Below are 16,359 nucleotides of genomic sequence, written 5' to 3'. Positions count from 1 at the left end.
AGCGCCTGTTCTGTGCCATGTCAGGCGAGGGTGTTGAAGTATTCATGCTCCCGCGTGTCGGCATGGGAGATGCGCATTTCCACCGGCCTTTCGCCGATCGCGAGCGCGACGCGCTGGATGCGCAGCACCGGCGCGCCGGCGGGCAGGCCGAGCGCGGCGGCTGCCGCCGGGGGCGCGGAGACGGCGCGCAGGCGCTCATCCGTGCGGATCACGGACAGGCCGAAGCGCTTCTGGTAGAGGCCATAGACCGTCCCCTCCCGCCCCGCGAAGCCGGCCCGGTCGAGGCCGGGGAACAGCGCGGCCGGCAGCCAGAGGTCGTCGAGCACCACCGCCCGCCCGCCGATGCGCTGGAGGTTGCGCGCGAAGATCATGGGCGCGCGCGGCGCGATGCCGAGATGCGGCGCGATCCAGGCCGGGCAGGGCACCGAGGCGCGGAAGGCGAGCAGTTCCGTCGCGGGCAGCGCGCGCGTGCCGTCCCGGGGGCGAATGTGGAAGAAGTAGTAGGCGGTGCGGTCCGGCGCATCGGGCGCGCGGCGCGTCATCTCGTCGATGTCGGGCACGAAGGTGCCCTTGCCCTGGCGGCGGACCAGGGCGCGGGCGGCCACCAGTTCGTCCACGGCGCGGCGGACGGTGCCGATGGCGCAGCCGAAGCGGGCGGCGAGCCGCGCCTCGGAGGGCAGCGGCCGGCCGGCCGGGTATTCGCCGGCGGCGAGCGCCGCTTCCAGCGAATCCCGGATCATGCGCCAGAGGGGCGGTTCCGCGTTCACGGCATTCATATAGGTCATCTAGTTGACCATGGGTCAAGCCTCGCCTAGCCTCACCCGGCGCAACCGAGCGAGGGAGGGCGGGCACGATGACCGTGCATTTCTGCGTCCATGACGAAGGCGATTCCGTCGGCGTCGTGGTCGTCGAGGGTGTGAAGGCCGGGCAGACGCTGAACGGCTGGATCATGGACCAGGACCGGATGATCGAGTTCCCGGCGAAGTCCGACATCCCGATCGGCCACAAGGTCGCGATCCGCGACATCAAGGCCGGCGACACGATCATCAAGTACGGCGTGGACATCGGCCGTGCCGTCGCCGACATCGGCGCGGGCGAGCATCTGCACGTGCACAACGTCAAGACGAAGCGGTGGTGAGCGCCATGGGCATCAACCTCAGGAACGCGACCTTCGAGGGCTGGCGGCGCGACAATGGCCGCATGGGCGTGCGCAACCACGTCCTGATCCTGCCCGTGGACGACATCTCCAACGCCGCGGCCGAAGGTGTGGCGCGCAACATCCAGGGCACGCTCGCCATCCCCCATGCCTATGGGCGGCTGCAGTTCGGCGCCGACCTCGACCTGCATTTCCGCACCATCATCGGCACCGGCTGCAACCCCAACGTCGCCGCCGTGGTGGTGATCGGCATCGAGCCGGGCTGGACCGGCAAGGTCGCCGAGGGCATCGCCAAGACCGGCAAGCCGGTCGAGGCCTTCTCGATCGAGCAGAACGGCGACATCAACACCATCGCCGCCGCCTCGCGCGCCGCCTACCGCATGGTGAAGTACGCGACGGGGCTCAAGAAGACCCGCGCGCCGATCCAGGAGCTCTGGGTCTCGACCAAATGCGGCGAGAGCGACACGACTTCGGGCCTCGCCTCCTGCCCGACCGTCGGCAACTCCTTCGACAAGCTCTGGGAGAACGGCAACACGCTGGTCTTCGGCGAGACCTCGGAGATCACCGGCGGCGAGCACCTGGTCGCCGCGCGCTGCCGCACGCCCGAGATCGCCGAGCAGTTCATGAAGATGTTCAACCGCTACCAGGCGGTGATCGAGGCGAACAAGACCAACGACCTCTCCGAGAGCCAGCCGACCAAGGGCAACATCGAGGGCGGCCTGACCACCATCGAGGAGAAGGCGCTCGGCAACATCCAGAAGATCGGCAAGAAGTGCACCGTGGACGGCGTGCTCGACAAGGCCGAGGAGCCGACGCATCCGGGGCTGTGGTTCATGGATTCCTCCTCGGCGGCGGCCGAGATGGTGACGCTCTGCGCCGCCTCGGGCTTCGCGGTGCACACCTTCCCCACCGGCCAGGGCAACGTGATCGGCAACCCGATCCTGCCGGTCATCAAGCTGACGGCGAATCCGCGCACCCAGCGCACCATGTCCGAGCACATCGACGTGGACGTGACCGGGCTGCTGCAGAAGAGGATGAACCTCGACGAGGCGGGGGATGCGCTGCTCGACTGCATCATCCGCACCGCCGACGGGCAGCACACGGCGGCCGAGATCCTCGGCCACCGCGAGTTCAGCCTGACGCGCCTCTACGAGAGCGCGTGACGCAACCGGCCGGCGGCCGCGCGCCGCCGGCCCCGCGCCCTCCCGGTCCCGCATCGTCGGAACGATGGCACCGCCCGATGCCTCGCCATGCGCCGCGGCCCTGGTCTAGCATCGCCGCAACGACAATGACTGGGAGGGACCCCGCCTTGATCAACCGCCGCCATCTCCTCGCCGCGACGCCCGCCGCGGCTCTCATTCCCGCCACCGCGCGCGCGCAGGCGCCATTCCCCGAACGCCCCGTCCGCTACGTCGTGCCGTTCCCGCCCGGCGGGCTCACCGACATCATGGCGCGGCTCGTCGGGCAGAAGCTCTCCGAGATCTGGGGCCGGCCCGTCATCATCGAGAACCGCGCCGGCGGCAATGCGCTCATCGGCGCGGATGCGGTGGCGAAGGCGGCCCCGGACGGGCACACGCTGCTCGCCATCACCATGACGCACACGGTGAACGCGACGCTGTTCCCGAACGCGCCCTACGATTTCCGCCGCGACCTGACCGTGATCTCGGTGCTCGGCTCGCTGCCGCTCGTGGTGGTAGTGAACGCCGAGAAGAACCCCGCGCGCACGCTCGCCGACCTCGTTCAGCAGGCGCGGACGCGGCGGCTGAACGGCGCCTCCTCGGGCAACGGCTCGCCGCCGCATCTCGGGCTCGAGCTCTTCCGCCGCGCGGCGGGGGCGGGTGACAACATCACCCATGTGCCCTATCGCGGCGGCGCGCCGTCGGTGACGGACCTTGCCGCGGGCAATGTCGATCTCATGGTCTCGAACCTTCCCGAATGCATCGCGCAGATCCAGGCCGGGCGGCTGCGCGCCCTCGCGGTGACGGCGGCGGCGCGCCACCCGCTGCTGCCCGACGTGCCGACGGTGCGCGAGGCCGGCCAGCCGAGCCTCGAGATGACGAACTGGACCGCCATGATGGTCCCGGCGGCGGTTCCCGCCCCCATCATCGCCCGCATCGAGGCCGACACCCTGACCGCCATCCGCGACCCCGATGTGGGGCGCCGTGCGCGCGAGGGCGGCTTCACGGTCGAGGGCTGGGACCGCGCGCGCTCGCTGCCCTTCGTCGCCGAGGAGACGGCGCGCTGGGCGCGGCTGATCCAGGAAGCGGGGTTGCGCGCGGACTGATGAGACTTTCCCTCACGGACGCCGAGGCGCTGGCCCGGGCGGCGCTCGCCGCCGCCGGCGCCTCGGCCGAGATGGCGGCGCGCACGGCCGAGGCGCTGGTCCAGGCCGAGGCCGCGGGACAGGCGGGGCATGGCCTGTCCCGCGTGCCGCAATACGCCGCCTTCCTGCGCAACGGGCGGGCCGACGGCGCCGCGGTGCCGCGCATCGTCAACGAGCGCGGCGGCGCGGTGTTGGTGGATGCGCGCCATGGCCTCGCCTATCCCGCGCTGGCGCTGGCGGAAGCGGAGGCCGCCTGGCGCGCGCGGGCGCATGGCGTGGCCTTCGCGGGGGTGACGAACTCGCACCATTCGGGGGCGATGGGTCTGCCGGTCGCGCGGCTCGCGCGGCAGGGGCTGGTGGCGCTCGCCTTCACCAACTCCCCCGCCGCCATGCCGGTGCCGGGCGGGCGGCGGCCGCTGATGGGCACGAACCCGGTCGCCGCCGCCTTCCCGCGCCGCGGGGCGCCGCCGCTCCTGGTGGACATGGCGCTTTCGGAGGTCGCGCGCGGGAAAATCATGGTCGCGGCGAAGGAAGGCCGGCCCATCCCCGAGGGATGGGCGCTCGACGCCGAGGGGCGCCCGACCACCGATGCGCAGGCCGCGCTCTCGGGCGCGATGCTGGCGATGGGCGGGACCAAGGGCGCGCTGCTGGCGATGGTGGTGGAGCTGCTCTGCTGCGCGCTGACCGGTGCCGCCTTCGGCTTCGAGGCGGACAGCTTCTTCCAGGACGAGGGCAACCGCCCGCGCCTCGGCCAGGCACTGCTGGTCGTGGATTCGGGCGCGCTGGCCGGCGCCGAGGCCTTCGCCGCGCGGATCGAGGCCTTCGTCGCGGCCATGGCCGCCGAGGACGGCGTGCGCCTGCCCGGCAGCCGGCGGGAGGCGCTGCTCGACGAGGCCCGGCGGTCCGGGCTGGATGTGCCGGAGGCGCTGCACGCGCGCCTGATCGCCCTCGCCGCCGCGTGACCCCCCGACTGGATCTCGACCGGCATTGCGGCCCGGCGGCCGTCGCCGCCCTCTTCGCGCGGCGGCCGCAGGATGTGCAGCGCCTGTTCCACACCGCGGAGCGGCGCCGCGAGGCCGGGCCGCACTGCGCCGTGCTGGCGCGGATGCGCCGCCCATACCGGGAGGTGCCGGCGGCCGATCTCGCCCGCATCGCCGGCACGCAGCACCACGGCGGGCTGGTCGCGCTCGCGCTGCCGCGCGCGGTCCCCGCGCTCGATCCCGCCCGGCTGCCGGATTCGCTCCGGCAGGCGCGGGTGACGCCGGTGCTCGATGGCATCGGCAATCCGCACAATCTCGGCGCGATCGCCCGCTCGGCGGCCTTTCTCGGCTGCCGGGCGATGGTGCTCTCGGGCGATCCGCGGCAGGCAGGGCTGTCGGATGCCGCCTTCCGCACCTCGGAAGGCGGGCTGGAGGCGCTCGACCTCTACCGGGCGGCGGACCTCCCGGTGGTGCTGCGCGCCCTCGCCCCCGCCATGACGACGGTGGCCGCGGTGGCCCGCGGCGGCGTGCCGCCCGCCGCGGTGCCCTGCGGGGCGCCGGTCGCGCTGGTGCTCGGCAACGAGGAGACGGGCCTGCCCCCGGCCACCGCCGCCGCCTGCGCCTGGCGCGTGACGCTCGCGCCGGCCGGGCCGGTCGAGAGCCTGAACGTCTCGGTGGCCGCGGCCCTGCTGATCCAGGCCTTCCGGGGCTGAGGCGCGGGCGCGGGCCCGTTGCGCTGATTCGATTCATCACGAAGGAAGGGCTTGCAGCCCGGCGCGGGATGGGTCCAATCGGCCCGATGGATGGACGACCCGACCAGGCCGGCGCGCGGCTCGCGCTGCGGGAGGAGGAGGGCGGCCGCGTGCTCGCGGCCCTGGGGTGGCTGGACATGGCCGCCACGGCCCGGCTCTGGCCCGAGGCGCTGCGCGCCGGGCGCGGCGGGGGGATCGCCGTGCTCGATCTCTCGGGCCTCGAAAGCCTCGATTCCGCCGGCGCGGTGATGCTGCTGACCGCGGCACCGGAGGCCGAGCCGCGCGGCGCCTCCGAGCCCGTCGCCGCGGTGCTCGCGCGGATGCGCCGCGCGCTGGCCGCGGCGCCCGCCCCGGTGAAGCCGCGCACGCCCTTCCACCCGATCACCGCGATCGGCCGCGCCACGGTGGGCGTGCTGCGCGATGCGCGCTCGGCGGTCGCCTTCATCGGCGAGACGGCGGTGACCGCGCTGCGCGCCATGGCGCGGCCGCGGCTGCTGCGCCTTTCGGAGGTGCTGCGCCACCTCGACGAGGTGGGCACCCGCGCCTTCCCCCTGACGCTGCTGCTGGGGTTCCTGATCGGCGTCATCCTCGCCTACCAGTCCTCGATCCCGCTGCGCCGCTTCGGGGCGGAGGTCTTCGTGCCCAATCTCGTCGGCATCTCGCTGGTGCGCGAGCTGGGGCCGCTGCTCGCGGGCGTGGTGCTCGCCGGGCGCACCGGATCGGCCTTCGCCGCCGAGCTCGGCACCATGACGGTGAACGAGGAGGTGGACGCGCTCAGGATCATGGGCGTGGACGCCACCGCCATGCTGGTGCTGCCGCGCCTGCTCGCCGCCACGCTGGTGATGCCGGTGCTCGCGCTGCTGATGAACCTCTCGGGCATCGCCGGCATGACCCTGATCATGGCGACGCTCGGCTACCCCTCGGCGGCGGTGGAGAGCCAGCTCCAGCAATGGCTGACGCTGACCGACCTGATGGGCGGGCTGTTCAAGGCGGCGTGCTTCGGCCTCGTGATCGCGGGCATCGGCTGCCGGGCGGGGCTTTCGGCCGGGCGCGGGCCGCGCGCGGTGGGCGATGCGGCGACCGCGGCCGTGGTCGGCGGCATCGTCGCCATCGTGGTGATGGACGGCATCTTCGCGGTGCTGTTCTTCCGCCTCGGGATCTGAGCATGGCGGAGGAACCGGTCATCCGCGCCGAGGGTCTCGCCGTCGCCTTCAACGGCAACACGGTGTTCCGCGACGTGACATTCGAGGTCCGGCGCGGTGAGATCTTCGTGATCCTGGGCGGCTCGGGCTGCGGCAAGTCCACGCTGCTCAAGGCGCTGATCGGCCTCGTGCCGCTCGCCGCGGGCCGCGCCTTCCTGCTCGGCGAGGAGCTCGCCGCGGCGCGGGACGACGCGACGCGACGCGCGCTGTTGCGGCGCATCGGCGTCATGTGGCAGTCCGGCGCCCTGTTCGGGAGCATGACCCTGGCCGAGAATGTCGAACTGCCGCTCGAGGAGCACACCGCCCTGCCCCGCCCGGCGCGGGAGGCGCTGGCGAGGGCCAAGCTCGGCCTTGTCGGCCTGGGCGATGCGGCCGCGCGCCTGCCGGCCGAGATCTCGGGCGGCATGGCCAAGCGCGCGGGCATCGCGCGCGCCATGGCGCTCGACCCGCCGCTGCTGTTCCTCGACGAGCCCGGCGCGGGGCTCGATCCCATCACCTCCGCGGGGCTCGACCGCCTGATCGTGGACATCGCGCGCGATACCGGCACGACCTTCGTCGTGGTCACGCACGAGCTGCAATCCATCCTCGCCATCGGCGACCGCTGCATCATGCTCGACAAGCAGGCGCGCGGCATGATCGCCGAGGGCGACCCGCGCCGGCTGCGCGAGGAGAGCACGCATCCCACCGTGCGCGCCTTCTTCCGGCGGGAGGCCGCCTGAGCATGGCGCAGCCCGGACGGCCGCTCTACCTGCGCGTCGGCATGCTCGTCGTGGTCGGCGCGGCGCTGGCCATCGGCTTCGTGCTGTTCCTCACCTCCGGCTCGCTGCGCGGCGAGATGCGGATGTTCGAGACCTATGTGCAGGAATCCGTGGCCGGGCTCGATGTCGGCGCGCCGGTGCGATTCCGCGGCGTGCAGGTGGGGCGGGTGACGGAGCTCGGCCTCGTCTCGGTGCTCTACGGTCGCCAGCCGCGCGGCCCGGACGAGATCGCCTCGCGGCTCATCGTCGTGCGCTTCGCGGTGGACCCCGCGCGCTACGGCGATGCCCCGGTGGAAGACGCGGTGCGCGCCGGCCTGCGCGTGCGCATCGCCACAACCGGCGTGACGGGCCTGTCCTATCTGGAGGTGGATTTCACCGACCCCGCGCGCGCGCCGCCGATGCCCGTGCCGTGGGAGCCGCGCTTCACGGTGATCCCCTCCGTGCCCTCGACCATCACGCAGGTGACGAGCGCGGCGGAACGGCTGATGACGCGCCTCGCCGACCTCGACATCGACGGGCTCGTGGAGAACGCCGTCGGGCTGCTGGCCGATCTGCGCCAGCAGGTCGGCGCCCAGGGCGAGCTCGGCGCCACGCTGCGCGAGGCCGCCACCGCCATGGCCGCGCTGCGGCAGGCCGTCGAGGGCGCGGCGCTGGAGACGACGCTGCGCGACATCCGCGAGGCCGCGCGCAGCGTCGGCGCGGCCGGCGCGGCCGCCGAGCGGCTGGTCGCGGACCCGCAGGTGGCCGGCGCGGCGGCGAGCATCGGGCAGGCGGCGCAGGATCTGCGCGCTTCCGTCGCCCGGCTGCCCGCCGTGATCGCCTCGCTCGAGGCCGCGCTGCGCACGGTGCGCAGCACGACGGGCGACGCCCAGGCCGATCTCGGCCCGCTGCTGCGCGACCTGCGCGCGACCGTCGCCAATCTGCGCGACACCGCCGAGGCGCTGCGGCGCAGCCCGTCGCAGTCGCTGTTCGGCCAGCCGCCCCCGCCGCCACCGAGGGACCGCCGCTGAGATGACCCGCCGCCTGATGCTGATCGCGCCGCTGGCGCTCGCCGCCTGCTCGGTCCTGCCGGACCGGCCGTATGTCGAGACGCGCCGCTTCCCGCTCGAACCCCGGCGCGACGCGCCGCCGCGCACCGGGCGGGGACGGCGGAGCCTGCTGGTGCGCACCATCCGCGCCGGGGCGGGGATGGAGACGCGCAGCCTGCGCACCATCCGCCCCGACGGCACCGAGAGCCTCGACTTCTACGCCGAATGGGCGGCCCCGCCGGCCGAAGCGGCGGAGCAGGCGCTGCGCCGCTGGCTGCTGGAATCGCGGCTGTTCTCGGCCATCCTCGCCCCCGGCAGCCGGCTCGCGCCCGATTTCGTGCTGGAGGGGGAACTTACGCGCCTCGCCGCCGACCAGGGCGCGGGCGTGGCAAGGGCCGAGATGACGCTGCTGCTGGTGGATGAGCGCAACGGCAGCCGGCTGGTCGGCCAGATGGTCAGCGCCGGCACCGCGCCGCTGGCCTCCGGCACGGCGCCGCCCACGCCCGAGCAGGCGGCGGAGGGCATGGTCGGCGCGCTCGGCAACGCGCTGGCCTCGCTCGAGCAGGCTTTGGCCCGCTATGCGTGAGCCCGCGCCGCGTGAAGCGCTTCGCAGCGCGGGACGCGTGACGGTTGGCGCACCCGGCGGGCTCCGCTAGCCTCGCGGGCGGAACGGACGGGCGGCCTGCCCGGCACCATCGAGAGGAGCGTGGACCGATGTTCTTGCGACGCCTGGCCACTGCCGCCGCGGCGGCGATGCTGGCCTTCGGCGGGGTTGCGCCGCTGGCGCAGGCCCAGACCGGGGATCCGTCCTTCAACCTCGTGAACCGCAGCGGCCGCGTGATCTACGAGGCCTATGCCTCCCCCGCCACCGACAACAACTGGGGGCCGGACCGGCTGGGGCAGAACGTGGTGCCCGCCGGGCGCAACTTCGTGATCCGCCTGCCGCCCGGCGAATGCATCTATGACGTTCGCGTGGTCTATGAACGCTCGGGCGGCCCGGCCGAGGAGCGGCGCAACATCAACCTCTGCAATGTGCGCGACCTCGTCTTCGACGGGCGCGGCGCGGGCGGCGGCCAGCAGCAGGCGGCGCCGCAGCAGGGCCCGCAGGGCAACCCCTCCTTCAACCTGGTCAACCAGGGCCAGCGGACGGTGATGCAGGTCTATGCCTCGCTGACCACCGACAACAACTGGGGCCCGGACCGGCTGGGCGCCGACACCGTCGCCCCCGGCGCGATCTACCCCGTGCGCCTGCCGGAAGGCAGCTGCATGTACGATGTGCGCTTCGTCTACGACAACGGTCAGGCGGACGAGCGGCGCAACGTCAACCTGTGCGAGGTCATCAACGTGACGCTGCCTCTGCGCTGAGCGGGAGCGCCGACACGAACGGGGCGGCCCCGCGAGGGACCGCCCCTTTTTCGTGGCCGCGAGGCGCGGCTCAGGCGGCCTTCGCGGCCGCCAGCGCCTTCCACACCGCCTCGGGCGTCGCGGGCATGTCGAGATGCGTAACACCCGCATCGGAGAGCGCGTCCACCAGCGCGTTGATGACGGCCGGCGGGGAGCCGACCGCGCCGGCCTCGCCAGCGCCCTTCACGCCCAGCGGGTTGGTCTCGCAGGGCACCTCGATCAGGTCCACGTCGATGTCCGGCAGGTCGTCGGCGCGCGGCAGCGCGTAGTCCATGAAGGAGGCGGAGACGAGCTGCCCGCTCTCCGGGTCGTAGGCCGTGCGCTCGAACAGCGCCTGGCCGATGCCCTGGGTCACGCCGCCATGCACCTGGCCGCGGACGATGAGCGGGTTCAGCGCATGGCCCACATCGTCCACCACGATGTAGCGCGGGATGGTGACGATGCCCGTCTCGGGGTCCACCTCCACCTCCGCGACGTGGCAGCCATTGGGGAAGGTGTGGGACTTGATCTCCGCCGTCTCGGTGGCGTCGAGCAGCGTCGCCTCCTGCCCCGCCTTCGCGCGGGCCCGCTGCGCCGCCGCGAGGTCGAGGATGCCGACCCTGCGGTCGGTGCCGACCACGCCGAAGGTGCCGGTGCCGGGCGTGAACTCGATGTCCGCCACCGCGGCCTCGAGATGCTCGGAGGCGGCCTTCTTGCCCTTCTCGATCACGCTCGCGGTGGTGACGAGGATCGCCTGGCCTTCGGAGTAGAGGCTGCGCGCCCCGCCCGTGCCGCCGCCATCGGGCAGGCTGTCGGAATCGCCCTGCCTGATGCGGATCTTCTCGATCGGGATGCCGAGCTCGTGGCTCGTCATCATCGCATAGGCGGTCTCGTGGCCCTGGCCGGTGGACTGGGTGCCGACATAGACATCCACGAAGCCGTCCTCGGCGAACCTCACCGAGGCGTTCTCGGTCGGCGCGCCGCCGGTCGCCTCGAGGTAGTAGGCGAGGCCGATGCCGCGCTTCTTCCCGCGCTTCGCGGCCTCGGCCTTGCGGGCGCCGATGCCGGCCCAGTCGATCTTCGCGAGCGCGGTGTCCATCAGCTTCGCGAACTCGCCCGAATCGTAGCGCTGGCCCATCGCCGAGACGTAGGGCATGGCCGAGGACGGCACCATGTTGCGCCGGCGCAGCTCGATGCGGTCGATGCCCATCTCGCGCGCGGCGGTGTCGATCAGGCGCTCGACGAGGTAGTTGCTCTCGGGCCGGCCGGCGCCGCGATAGGCGTCCACAGGCACGGTATGCGTCATCACGCCGATCACCCGCGCGTGGATCGCCTGGAAGTCGTAGACGCTCGCCAGCACCTTGGTGCCCGCCCCGGTCGGGATGAAGGGCGCGAAGGTGTTGAGATAGGCGCCCATCCCCGCCCAGTTCTTGGTGCGCAGCGCCAGGAACTTGCCGTTCGCATCCAGCGCCAGCTCGCCGATGGTGATGTTGTCGCGCCCGTGGGTGTCGGACTGGAAGGCCTCGGTGCGCTCGGAGGTCCACTTGACCGGGCGCTTGAGCTCGCGCGCGGCGAAGGCGCTCAGCACGTGCTCGGGGTAGAGGAAGAGCTTCATGCCGAAGCCGCCGCCGACATCGGGGGTGATGACGCGGATGTTGTCGGTCGGCACCTTGAAGATGTTGCTCGCGAGGATGTTGCGGACGAGCCAGGAGCCCTGGGTGTTGGTGGTGACCGTCCAGTGGTTGCGCGCCGCGTCGTATTCGGCGAGCGAGGCGCGGGCCTCCATCGAGGCGACGACGACGCGGTTGTTCACCACGCGCAGCCGCGCGACATGCGCGGCCTGCTTCATCAGCGCCTCGACCTTCGCGGCGTCCCCCACATGCCAGTCGAAGCAGGTGTTGTTCGGCGCGGTGTCCCAGACCTGGGGCTGGCCGGGTTCGGTGGCGGTGGCGAGGTCGGTGGCGGCGGGCAGCACCTCGTAGTCCACCACGATCGCCTCGGCGGCATCGCGGGCCTGCTCGATGGTCTCGGCGACGACGAAGGCGACCGGGTCGCCGACATGGCGCACCACGCCCTCGGCCAGCGCGCGGCGCGGCGTGTCGGAGGAAGGCTTGCCGTCCGCCGACTTCACCGGCGCGAGGCAGGGCAGGTAGCCGAGGCCGGCCGCCGCGAGGTCCGCCCCGGTCCAGATGCCGAGCACGCCGGGCATGGCCTTCGCGGCGGAAAGGTCGATGCCCCTGATCCGCGCATGGGCATGCGGGCTGCGCAGCACATAGCCTTCCGCCTGGCCCGGCACGGCCATGTCGTCGGTGTAGCGCCCGGCGCCCTTGAGCAGCCGCGGATCCTCGACGCGGCGGATGGATTGGCTGAGGCCGAACTTCGCCATGCCCGGAGATCTCCCCTGGTGTCTCGCCCGCCATCATCTGCGATGGCGGGCGGGATTGGGAAGGGGGGTCAGGCGCGGCCGAAGCGGCGGCTCACGGCTTCGCGCAAGGACTGGAACACCACGTAGAGCATCGGGATGACGAAGATGCCCACCAGCGCGGCCGCCAGCATGCCGCCGAACACCGCCGTGCCGACCGCGCGGCGGGAGAGCATCGCCGCCCCCTCGGCGAAGACCAGCGGCACGAGGCCGAGGATGAAGGCGATCGAGGTCATCATCACCGCGCGGAAGCGCAGCCGCGCGCCCATGATCGCGGCGTCGCGGATCGAGAGCCCCTCCTGCCGCTTCTCCTTGGCGAACTCCACGATCAGGATGCCGTTCTTGGCCGCCAGCGCGATCAGCACCACGAGGCCGATCTGCGCGTAGATGTCGAGCGGCAGCCGCGCGACCAGCAGCGCGAGGAAGGCGCCCACCACGCCCACCGCGACCGAGAGCAGCACGGGTATCGGAATCGTCCAGGATTCGTAGAGCGAGACGAGGAACAGGTAGGCGAACATCACCGCCAGCGCGAGGATGAAGGCGGTCTGTCCCGAGGCCTGCTTCTCCTGGAAGGCGGTGCCCGTCCATTCGTAGCCGTAGCCGGGCGGCAGCACGCGCGCCGAAAGGCCCTCCATCGCGCCCAGCGCATCGCCCGAGGAGACGCCGGGCCGCGGCGCGCCCTGGATCGAGATGGCACGGAAGTTGTTGTAGCGGAAGATGGTCTGCGGCCCGACCCGGGGCTCGACATCCGCCACCGCGCGCAGCGGCACCATCTCCCCGCGCGCGTTGCGGACATGGATCCGCCAGATGTCGCTGATGTCGCGCCGGTCGGAGGCCTCGGCCTGCAGGTTCACCTGCCAGGTGCGGCCGAACAGGTTGAAGTCGTTGACGTAGAAGCCGCCGAGGGTCGCCTGCAGCGCGGTGAAGACGTCGGCGATCCGCAGCCCGAGCGCCTGCGCCTTGTCGCGGTCGAGGTTGAGGAACAGCGTCGGGTTGGTCGCGTTGAAGGTCGAGAACACCGCGGTCAGGCGCGGGTCCTGGTTGGCCTGCACGATCAGCCCGAGCATGGCCGCGCCGAGTTCGGCCGGCGGCCGACCCTCGTAGTCCTGCAGGATGTATTCGAAGCCGCCGCCTGTGCCGAGGCCGATGATCGGCGGCAGGTTGAAGGCGAAGACATTGGCGGTGCGAACCGCCTGCCCCGCGCCGAAGACGCGCCCGATCGCGGCCTGCACCGACATCTCCGGCGTGGTGCGCTCGGCGAAGGGCTTGAGCCGGCCGACGAGGAAGGCCGAGTTCGACTGCGCGCCGCCGTCGATCAGCGAGAAGCCGACGATGGCGAGCGTCCCCTGCACCGAGGGGATCTGGCGCAGGATCTCCTCGACCTGGATTACCGCCTCGCGCGTGCGGGCGACCGAGGCGCCCTGCGGAAGCTGGACCTGCACGAAGAAGGCGCCCTGGTCCTCCTGCGGCAGGAAGCCCGAGGGCGTGCGAAGCGACAACTGCCAGATCCCCGCCGCGAAGCCCGCCGTGAGCAGGATGGAGAGGCTCGAGACGCGCACCAGCCGCCTGACCGCGCCCGCATAGCGGTCCCGCGTCCAGTCTATGCCGCGCAGCCAGCGGCCCATGATGCCGCGGCGCTCCCCGTGGTGGGGGCGCAGGAACACCGCGCAGAGCGCCGGCGAGAGCGTGAGCGCATTGATCGCGCTGATCACCATCGCCGCGGAGATCGTCACCGCGAACTGGCGGAAGAGCTCGCCCGACAGGCCCGGGATGAAGCCGACCGGCACGAAGACCGACAGGAGCACCAGCGTGATGGCGATGATCGGCGCGGTGATCTGCGCCATCGCCTTCTTTGTCGCTTCCGCCGGGCTGAGATGCGGCTCCTCCGACATCACGCGCTCGACGTTCTCCACCACCACGATGGCGTCGTCCACCACGATGCCGATGGCGAGCACCATCGCGAGCAGGGAGATGGTGTTGGCCGAATAGCCGAGCGCCAGCAGCACCACGAAACTGCCGATCAGGCTGACCGGCACGGCGATGGTCGGGATGATCGTCGCGCGGATGTTGCCCAGGAACAGGAACACCACGATCACCACCAGGATGAACGCCTCGATCAGCGTCTTGATCACCTCGCGGATCGTGTCGCTCACGAAGTCCGAGGTATCGAAGAAGACCTGGTGCTGCATCCCGGCCGGGTAGCGCGTGCGCAGCTCGTCGAGCGTGCGGCGCACCGCATCGGCGGTGGAAACGGCATTGGCCCCGGGGGCGAGATAGACGCCGAAGGTCACCGAGGGGCGGCCGTTGAAGCGGCTCTCGGTGTCCATGCTGGCGGCGCCGAGTTCGATGCGCGCCACGTCGCGCACCCGCAGCGTGGAGCCGTCAGGATTGGCGCGGATCACGATCTCGCCGAACTCCTCGGGCGTGGAGAGGCGTCCGCGCGTCTCAAGGTTGATCTGGAACTGCTGGTCGTCCGGCACGGGCCTCGCGCCGATCCGGCCGACCGGCGCCTGCACGTTCTGCGCCTGGATTGCCGCGACCACGTCCGACGGCGTGAGGTTGAGGCTGATCAGCCTGTCCACCTCGAACCAGATGCGCATGGAATAGTCCATCGCGCCGAACTGCATCACCTGGCCCACGCCGGGCACGCGCGCGAGGCGGTCTATGATGTTGATCGTGGCGTAGTTCGAGAGGAACAGCGGCGTGTGCTCGCCGCTCTCGGAATAGAGGAAGATGAACTGCAGCACCGCCGAGGACTGCTTGCGCACCGTGACACCCTGGCGCTGCACCTCCTGCGGCAGCCGCGCGAGCGCGGCCTGCACCCGGTTGTTGACGTTGACCGTCGCGATGTCCGGGTTGGTGCCGAGCTGGAAGGAGATGTTGAGGCTGTAGGACCCGTCATTGGCGCTGTTCGAGCGCATGTAGATCATGCGGTCCACGCCGTTCACGCTCGCCTCGATCACCTGCGCGACCGTCTGCTCGACCACCGCCGCCGAGGCGCCCGGGAAGCGCGTGGTGACCGAGACCTGCGGCGGCACGATGTCGGGAAGCTGCGAGACCGGAATGCGCGTCATGGCGAGCAGCCCGGCGAGAGCGGTCACGATCGCGATGACGATCGCGAAGCGCGGCCGGTCAACGAAGACGGCGGAGAACACGCGCGATCAGCCCCGCGGCCGGGCAGCGGGCGGCGCGGCGGGCGCCGGGTTCACCGGCTGGCCCGGGCGCACGCGCTGCAGCCCCTCGACGACCACCGTCTCCCCGCCCTCGAGGCCGGCCTCGATCACCGCGGTCATGCCGCTCGACCGCCCGAGCGTCACGTTACGCCGCTGCGCGACGTTCCCCTCGCCCACGACGAAGACGAAGGAGCCCTGCTGGTCCTGCAGCACCGCCGCACGCGGCAGGGTGATGGTCAGCACCGGCTCCGCGCCTTCGAGGTAGACGGTGACGAACTGCCCGTCCACCAGCTCGCGCGGCGTGACCGGCGTGCTGCTGTCGCTCGGCCGGCGCACGGGGTTCGGGATCAGCGCGCGCACCAGGATGGTGTCGGTGTTGCGGTCGATCTGGTTGTCCACGAAATCCACGCGGCCCGTCTCGGCATAGAGGCGGCCATCGGCGGCGCGGATGCGCACGCGCACCGCGTCCGGCCCGCCGCGCCCCTCGAAGCGGTTGCGGAGCTCGAGCGCGGTCCGCTGGCTCACGGAGAAGGCGACGCGCATCGGATCCTGGCTCACGATGGTCGCGAGGCTGCCGGTGTCGGGCCCCACCACATTGCCCACGGCGAGCGTCGCCCGCCCGATCTGCCCGGCGATCGGGGCGGTGATCTCGGTGTAGCCCAGGTTGATGCGCGCCACGCGCACCGCCGCCTGCGCGGCGAGCACATTGGCCGAGGCCGTCCGCTCCTGCGCCTGCGCATTGTCCAGCGCGACCTGCGTGCCGGCGCCGGTCTGGCGCAGCTCCCGCGCGCGGGCGAGCGCGACGCGCGCGTTCTCCAGATTCGCGTTGGCGGCGGCGAGATTGGCCTCCGCCTGTTCGAGCTGGGCCTCGAAGGGCGCGCGCTCGAGGCGGAACAGCACGTCGCCCTCGGCGACGTCGCCGCCCTCGCGGAACAGGCGCTCCTGCAGGAAGCCGGTCACGCGGGCGCGGATGTTGACGCGATCCGTCGCCTCGACGCGGCCGACGAACTCGCTCGTCTCCGTCACCGGCCGGCGTTCGGCGACCATGACGCCGACCGCGGGCGGGCCCGGCGGGCCGAACTGTGCGTAGGCCGGCGACGCGGCAAGCAGGATCGCCGCGGCCATGCCCAGTACACGCCATGTCATGACAGCATCCGTCGCGCTGTGATGCGGGGCAGATGG

At 72.2% G+C, this 16,359-nt stretch carries 14 protein-coding genes; 10 read left to right on the top strand and 4 right to left on the bottom strand.

Going from position 1 to position 16,359, the window contains the following annotated elements; all coding sequences use genetic code 11:
* Nucleotides 1-20: 20 nt before the first annotated feature.
* Nucleotides 21-785: a GntR family transcriptional regulator gene (locus FHS88_RS14225; RefSeq protein WP_184485859.1), complete on the bottom strand. Its 765-nt coding sequence runs from the start codon at nt 783-785 to the stop codon at nt 21-23.
* Nucleotides 786-853: 68 nt separating this feature from the next.
* Between FHS88_RS14225 and FHS88_RS14220 the strand changes: the two genes are divergently transcribed.
* From FHS88_RS14220 to FHS88_RS14175, 10 genes are all read left to right on the top strand, one after another.
* Complete coding sequence (locus FHS88_RS14220; protein ID WP_184485857.1) at nt 854-1,138, top strand: UxaA family hydrolase; 285 nt, start codon at nt 854-856, stop codon at nt 1,136-1,138.
* A gap of 5 nt (nt 1,139-1,143) precedes the next feature.
* On the top strand, nt 1,144-2,319 hold the full coding sequence (locus tag FHS88_RS14215) for a UxaA family hydrolase (protein WP_184486277.1): 1,176 nt from the start codon (nt 1,144-1,146) through the stop codon (nt 2,317-2,319).
* A gap of 146 nt (nt 2,320-2,465) precedes the next feature.
* On the top strand, nt 2,466-3,440 hold the full coding sequence (locus FHS88_RS14210; RefSeq protein WP_184485855.1) for a tripartite tricarboxylate transporter substrate binding protein: 975 nt from the start codon (nt 2,466-2,468) through the stop codon (nt 3,438-3,440).
* Nucleotides 3,440-4,441: an Ldh family oxidoreductase gene (locus tag FHS88_RS14205; protein ID WP_211842617.1), complete on the top strand. Its 1,002-nt coding sequence runs from the start codon at nt 3,440-3,442 to the stop codon at nt 4,439-4,441. The genes FHS88_RS14210 and FHS88_RS14205 overlap by 1 nt, the downstream gene beginning before the upstream one ends.
* Nucleotides 4,438-5,172, top strand: a complete 735-nt coding sequence (locus FHS88_RS14200; protein WP_184485853.1) for a TrmH family RNA methyltransferase — start codon at nt 4,438-4,440, stop codon at nt 5,170-5,172. The genes FHS88_RS14205 and FHS88_RS14200 overlap by 4 nt, the downstream gene beginning before the upstream one ends.
* Before the next feature lie 86 nt (nt 5,173-5,258).
* Nucleotides 5,259-6,374 carry an ABC transporter permease gene (locus FHS88_RS14195; RefSeq protein ID WP_184485851.1) on the top strand — a complete coding sequence of 372 codons (1,116 nt, stop codon included), beginning with the start codon at nt 5,259-5,261 and terminating at the stop codon, nt 6,372-6,374.
* 2 nt (nt 6,375-6,376) lie between these two features.
* A complete protein-coding gene (locus FHS88_RS14190) occupies nt 6,377-7,132 on the top strand; it encodes an ABC transporter ATP-binding protein (RefSeq protein WP_184485840.1) in 756 nt (251 codons plus the stop codon).
* 2 nt (nt 7,133-7,134) lie between these two features.
* Nucleotides 7,135-8,181: an MlaD family protein gene (locus FHS88_RS14185; RefSeq protein ID WP_184485831.1), complete on the top strand. Its 1,047-nt coding sequence runs from the start codon at nt 7,135-7,137 to the stop codon at nt 8,179-8,181.
* Nucleotide 8,182: 1 nt separating this feature from the next.
* On the top strand, nt 8,183-8,785 hold the full coding sequence (locus FHS88_RS14180; protein WP_184485827.1) for an ABC-type transport auxiliary lipoprotein family protein: 603 nt from the start codon (nt 8,183-8,185) through the stop codon (nt 8,783-8,785).
* 128 nt (nt 8,786-8,913) lie between these two features.
* Complete coding sequence (locus tag FHS88_RS14175; RefSeq protein WP_184485822.1) at nt 8,914-9,564, top strand: hypothetical protein; 651 nt, start codon at nt 8,914-8,916, stop codon at nt 9,562-9,564.
* 70 nt (nt 9,565-9,634) lie between these two features.
* On the opposite strand, the gene FHS88_RS14170 is transcribed toward FHS88_RS14175, so the two are convergent.
* The 3 genes from FHS88_RS14170 to FHS88_RS14160 form a co-directional block, all read right to left on the bottom strand.
* Nucleotides 9,635-11,968: a xanthine dehydrogenase family protein molybdopterin-binding subunit gene (locus tag FHS88_RS14170; protein WP_184485818.1), complete on the bottom strand. Its 2,334-nt coding sequence runs from the start codon at nt 11,966-11,968 to the stop codon at nt 9,635-9,637.
* Between the two features lie 68 nt (nt 11,969-12,036).
* Nucleotides 12,037-15,159, bottom strand: coding sequence for a multidrug efflux RND transporter permease subunit (locus FHS88_RS14165; RefSeq protein ID WP_184485816.1), 3,123 nt, complete (start codon nt 15,157-15,159; stop codon nt 12,037-12,039).
* A gap of 6 nt (nt 15,160-15,165) precedes the next feature.
* Nucleotides 15,166-16,323, bottom strand: a complete 1,158-nt coding sequence (locus tag FHS88_RS14160; protein ID WP_184485813.1) for an efflux RND transporter periplasmic adaptor subunit — start codon at nt 16,321-16,323, stop codon at nt 15,166-15,168.
* Between the last annotated feature and the right edge of the window lie 36 nt (nt 16,324-16,359).

This window comes from Neoroseomonas alkaliterrae, from assembly GCF_014199195.1.
Lineage (GTDB): Bacteria > Pseudomonadota > Alphaproteobacteria > Acetobacterales > Acetobacteraceae > Neoroseomonas > Neoroseomonas alkaliterrae.
The sequence above is the reverse complement of the archived record's forward strand: the minus strand, read 5'-3'. Positions and strand labels throughout refer to the sequence as shown.

What these genes read in the sequence shown, in the direction of transcription:
- FHS88_RS14170 (WP_184485818.1), bottom strand. Translation starts at nt 11,968, where the DNA reads ATGGCGAAGTTCGGCCTCAGCCAATCCATCCGCCGCGTCGAGGATCCG.
- FHS88_RS14220 (WP_184485857.1), top strand. Translation starts at nt 854, where the DNA reads ATGACCGTGCATTTCTGCGTCCATGACGAAGGCGATTCCGTCGGCGTC.
- FHS88_RS14225 (WP_184485859.1), bottom strand. Translation starts at nt 785, where the DNA reads ATGACCTATATGAATGCCGTGAACGCGGAACCGCCCCTCTGGCGCATG.
- FHS88_RS14180 (WP_184485827.1), top strand. Translation starts at nt 8,183, where the DNA reads ATGACCCGCCGCCTGATGCTGATCGCGCCGCTGGCGCTCGCCGCCTGC.
- FHS88_RS14185 (WP_184485831.1), top strand. Translation starts at nt 7,135, where the DNA reads ATGGCGCAGCCCGGACGGCCGCTCTACCTGCGCGTCGGCATGCTCGTC.
- FHS88_RS14175 (WP_184485822.1), top strand. Translation starts at nt 8,914, where the DNA reads ATGTTCTTGCGACGCCTGGCCACTGCCGCCGCGGCGGCGATGCTGGCC.
- FHS88_RS14195 (WP_184485851.1), top strand. Translation starts at nt 5,259, where the DNA reads ATGGATGGACGACCCGACCAGGCCGGCGCGCGGCTCGCGCTGCGGGAG.
- FHS88_RS14205 (WP_211842617.1), top strand. Translation starts at nt 3,440, where the DNA reads ATGAGACTTTCCCTCACGGACGCCGAGGCGCTGGCCCGGGCGGCGCTC.
- FHS88_RS14215 (WP_184486277.1), top strand. Translation starts at nt 1,144, where the DNA reads ATGGGCATCAACCTCAGGAACGCGACCTTCGAGGGCTGGCGGCGCGAC.
- FHS88_RS14190 (WP_184485840.1), top strand. Translation starts at nt 6,377, where the DNA reads ATGGCGGAGGAACCGGTCATCCGCGCCGAGGGTCTCGCCGTCGCCTTC.
- FHS88_RS14160 (WP_184485813.1), bottom strand. Translation starts at nt 16,323, where the DNA reads ATGACATGGCGTGTACTGGGCATGGCCGCGGCGATCCTGCTTGCCGCG.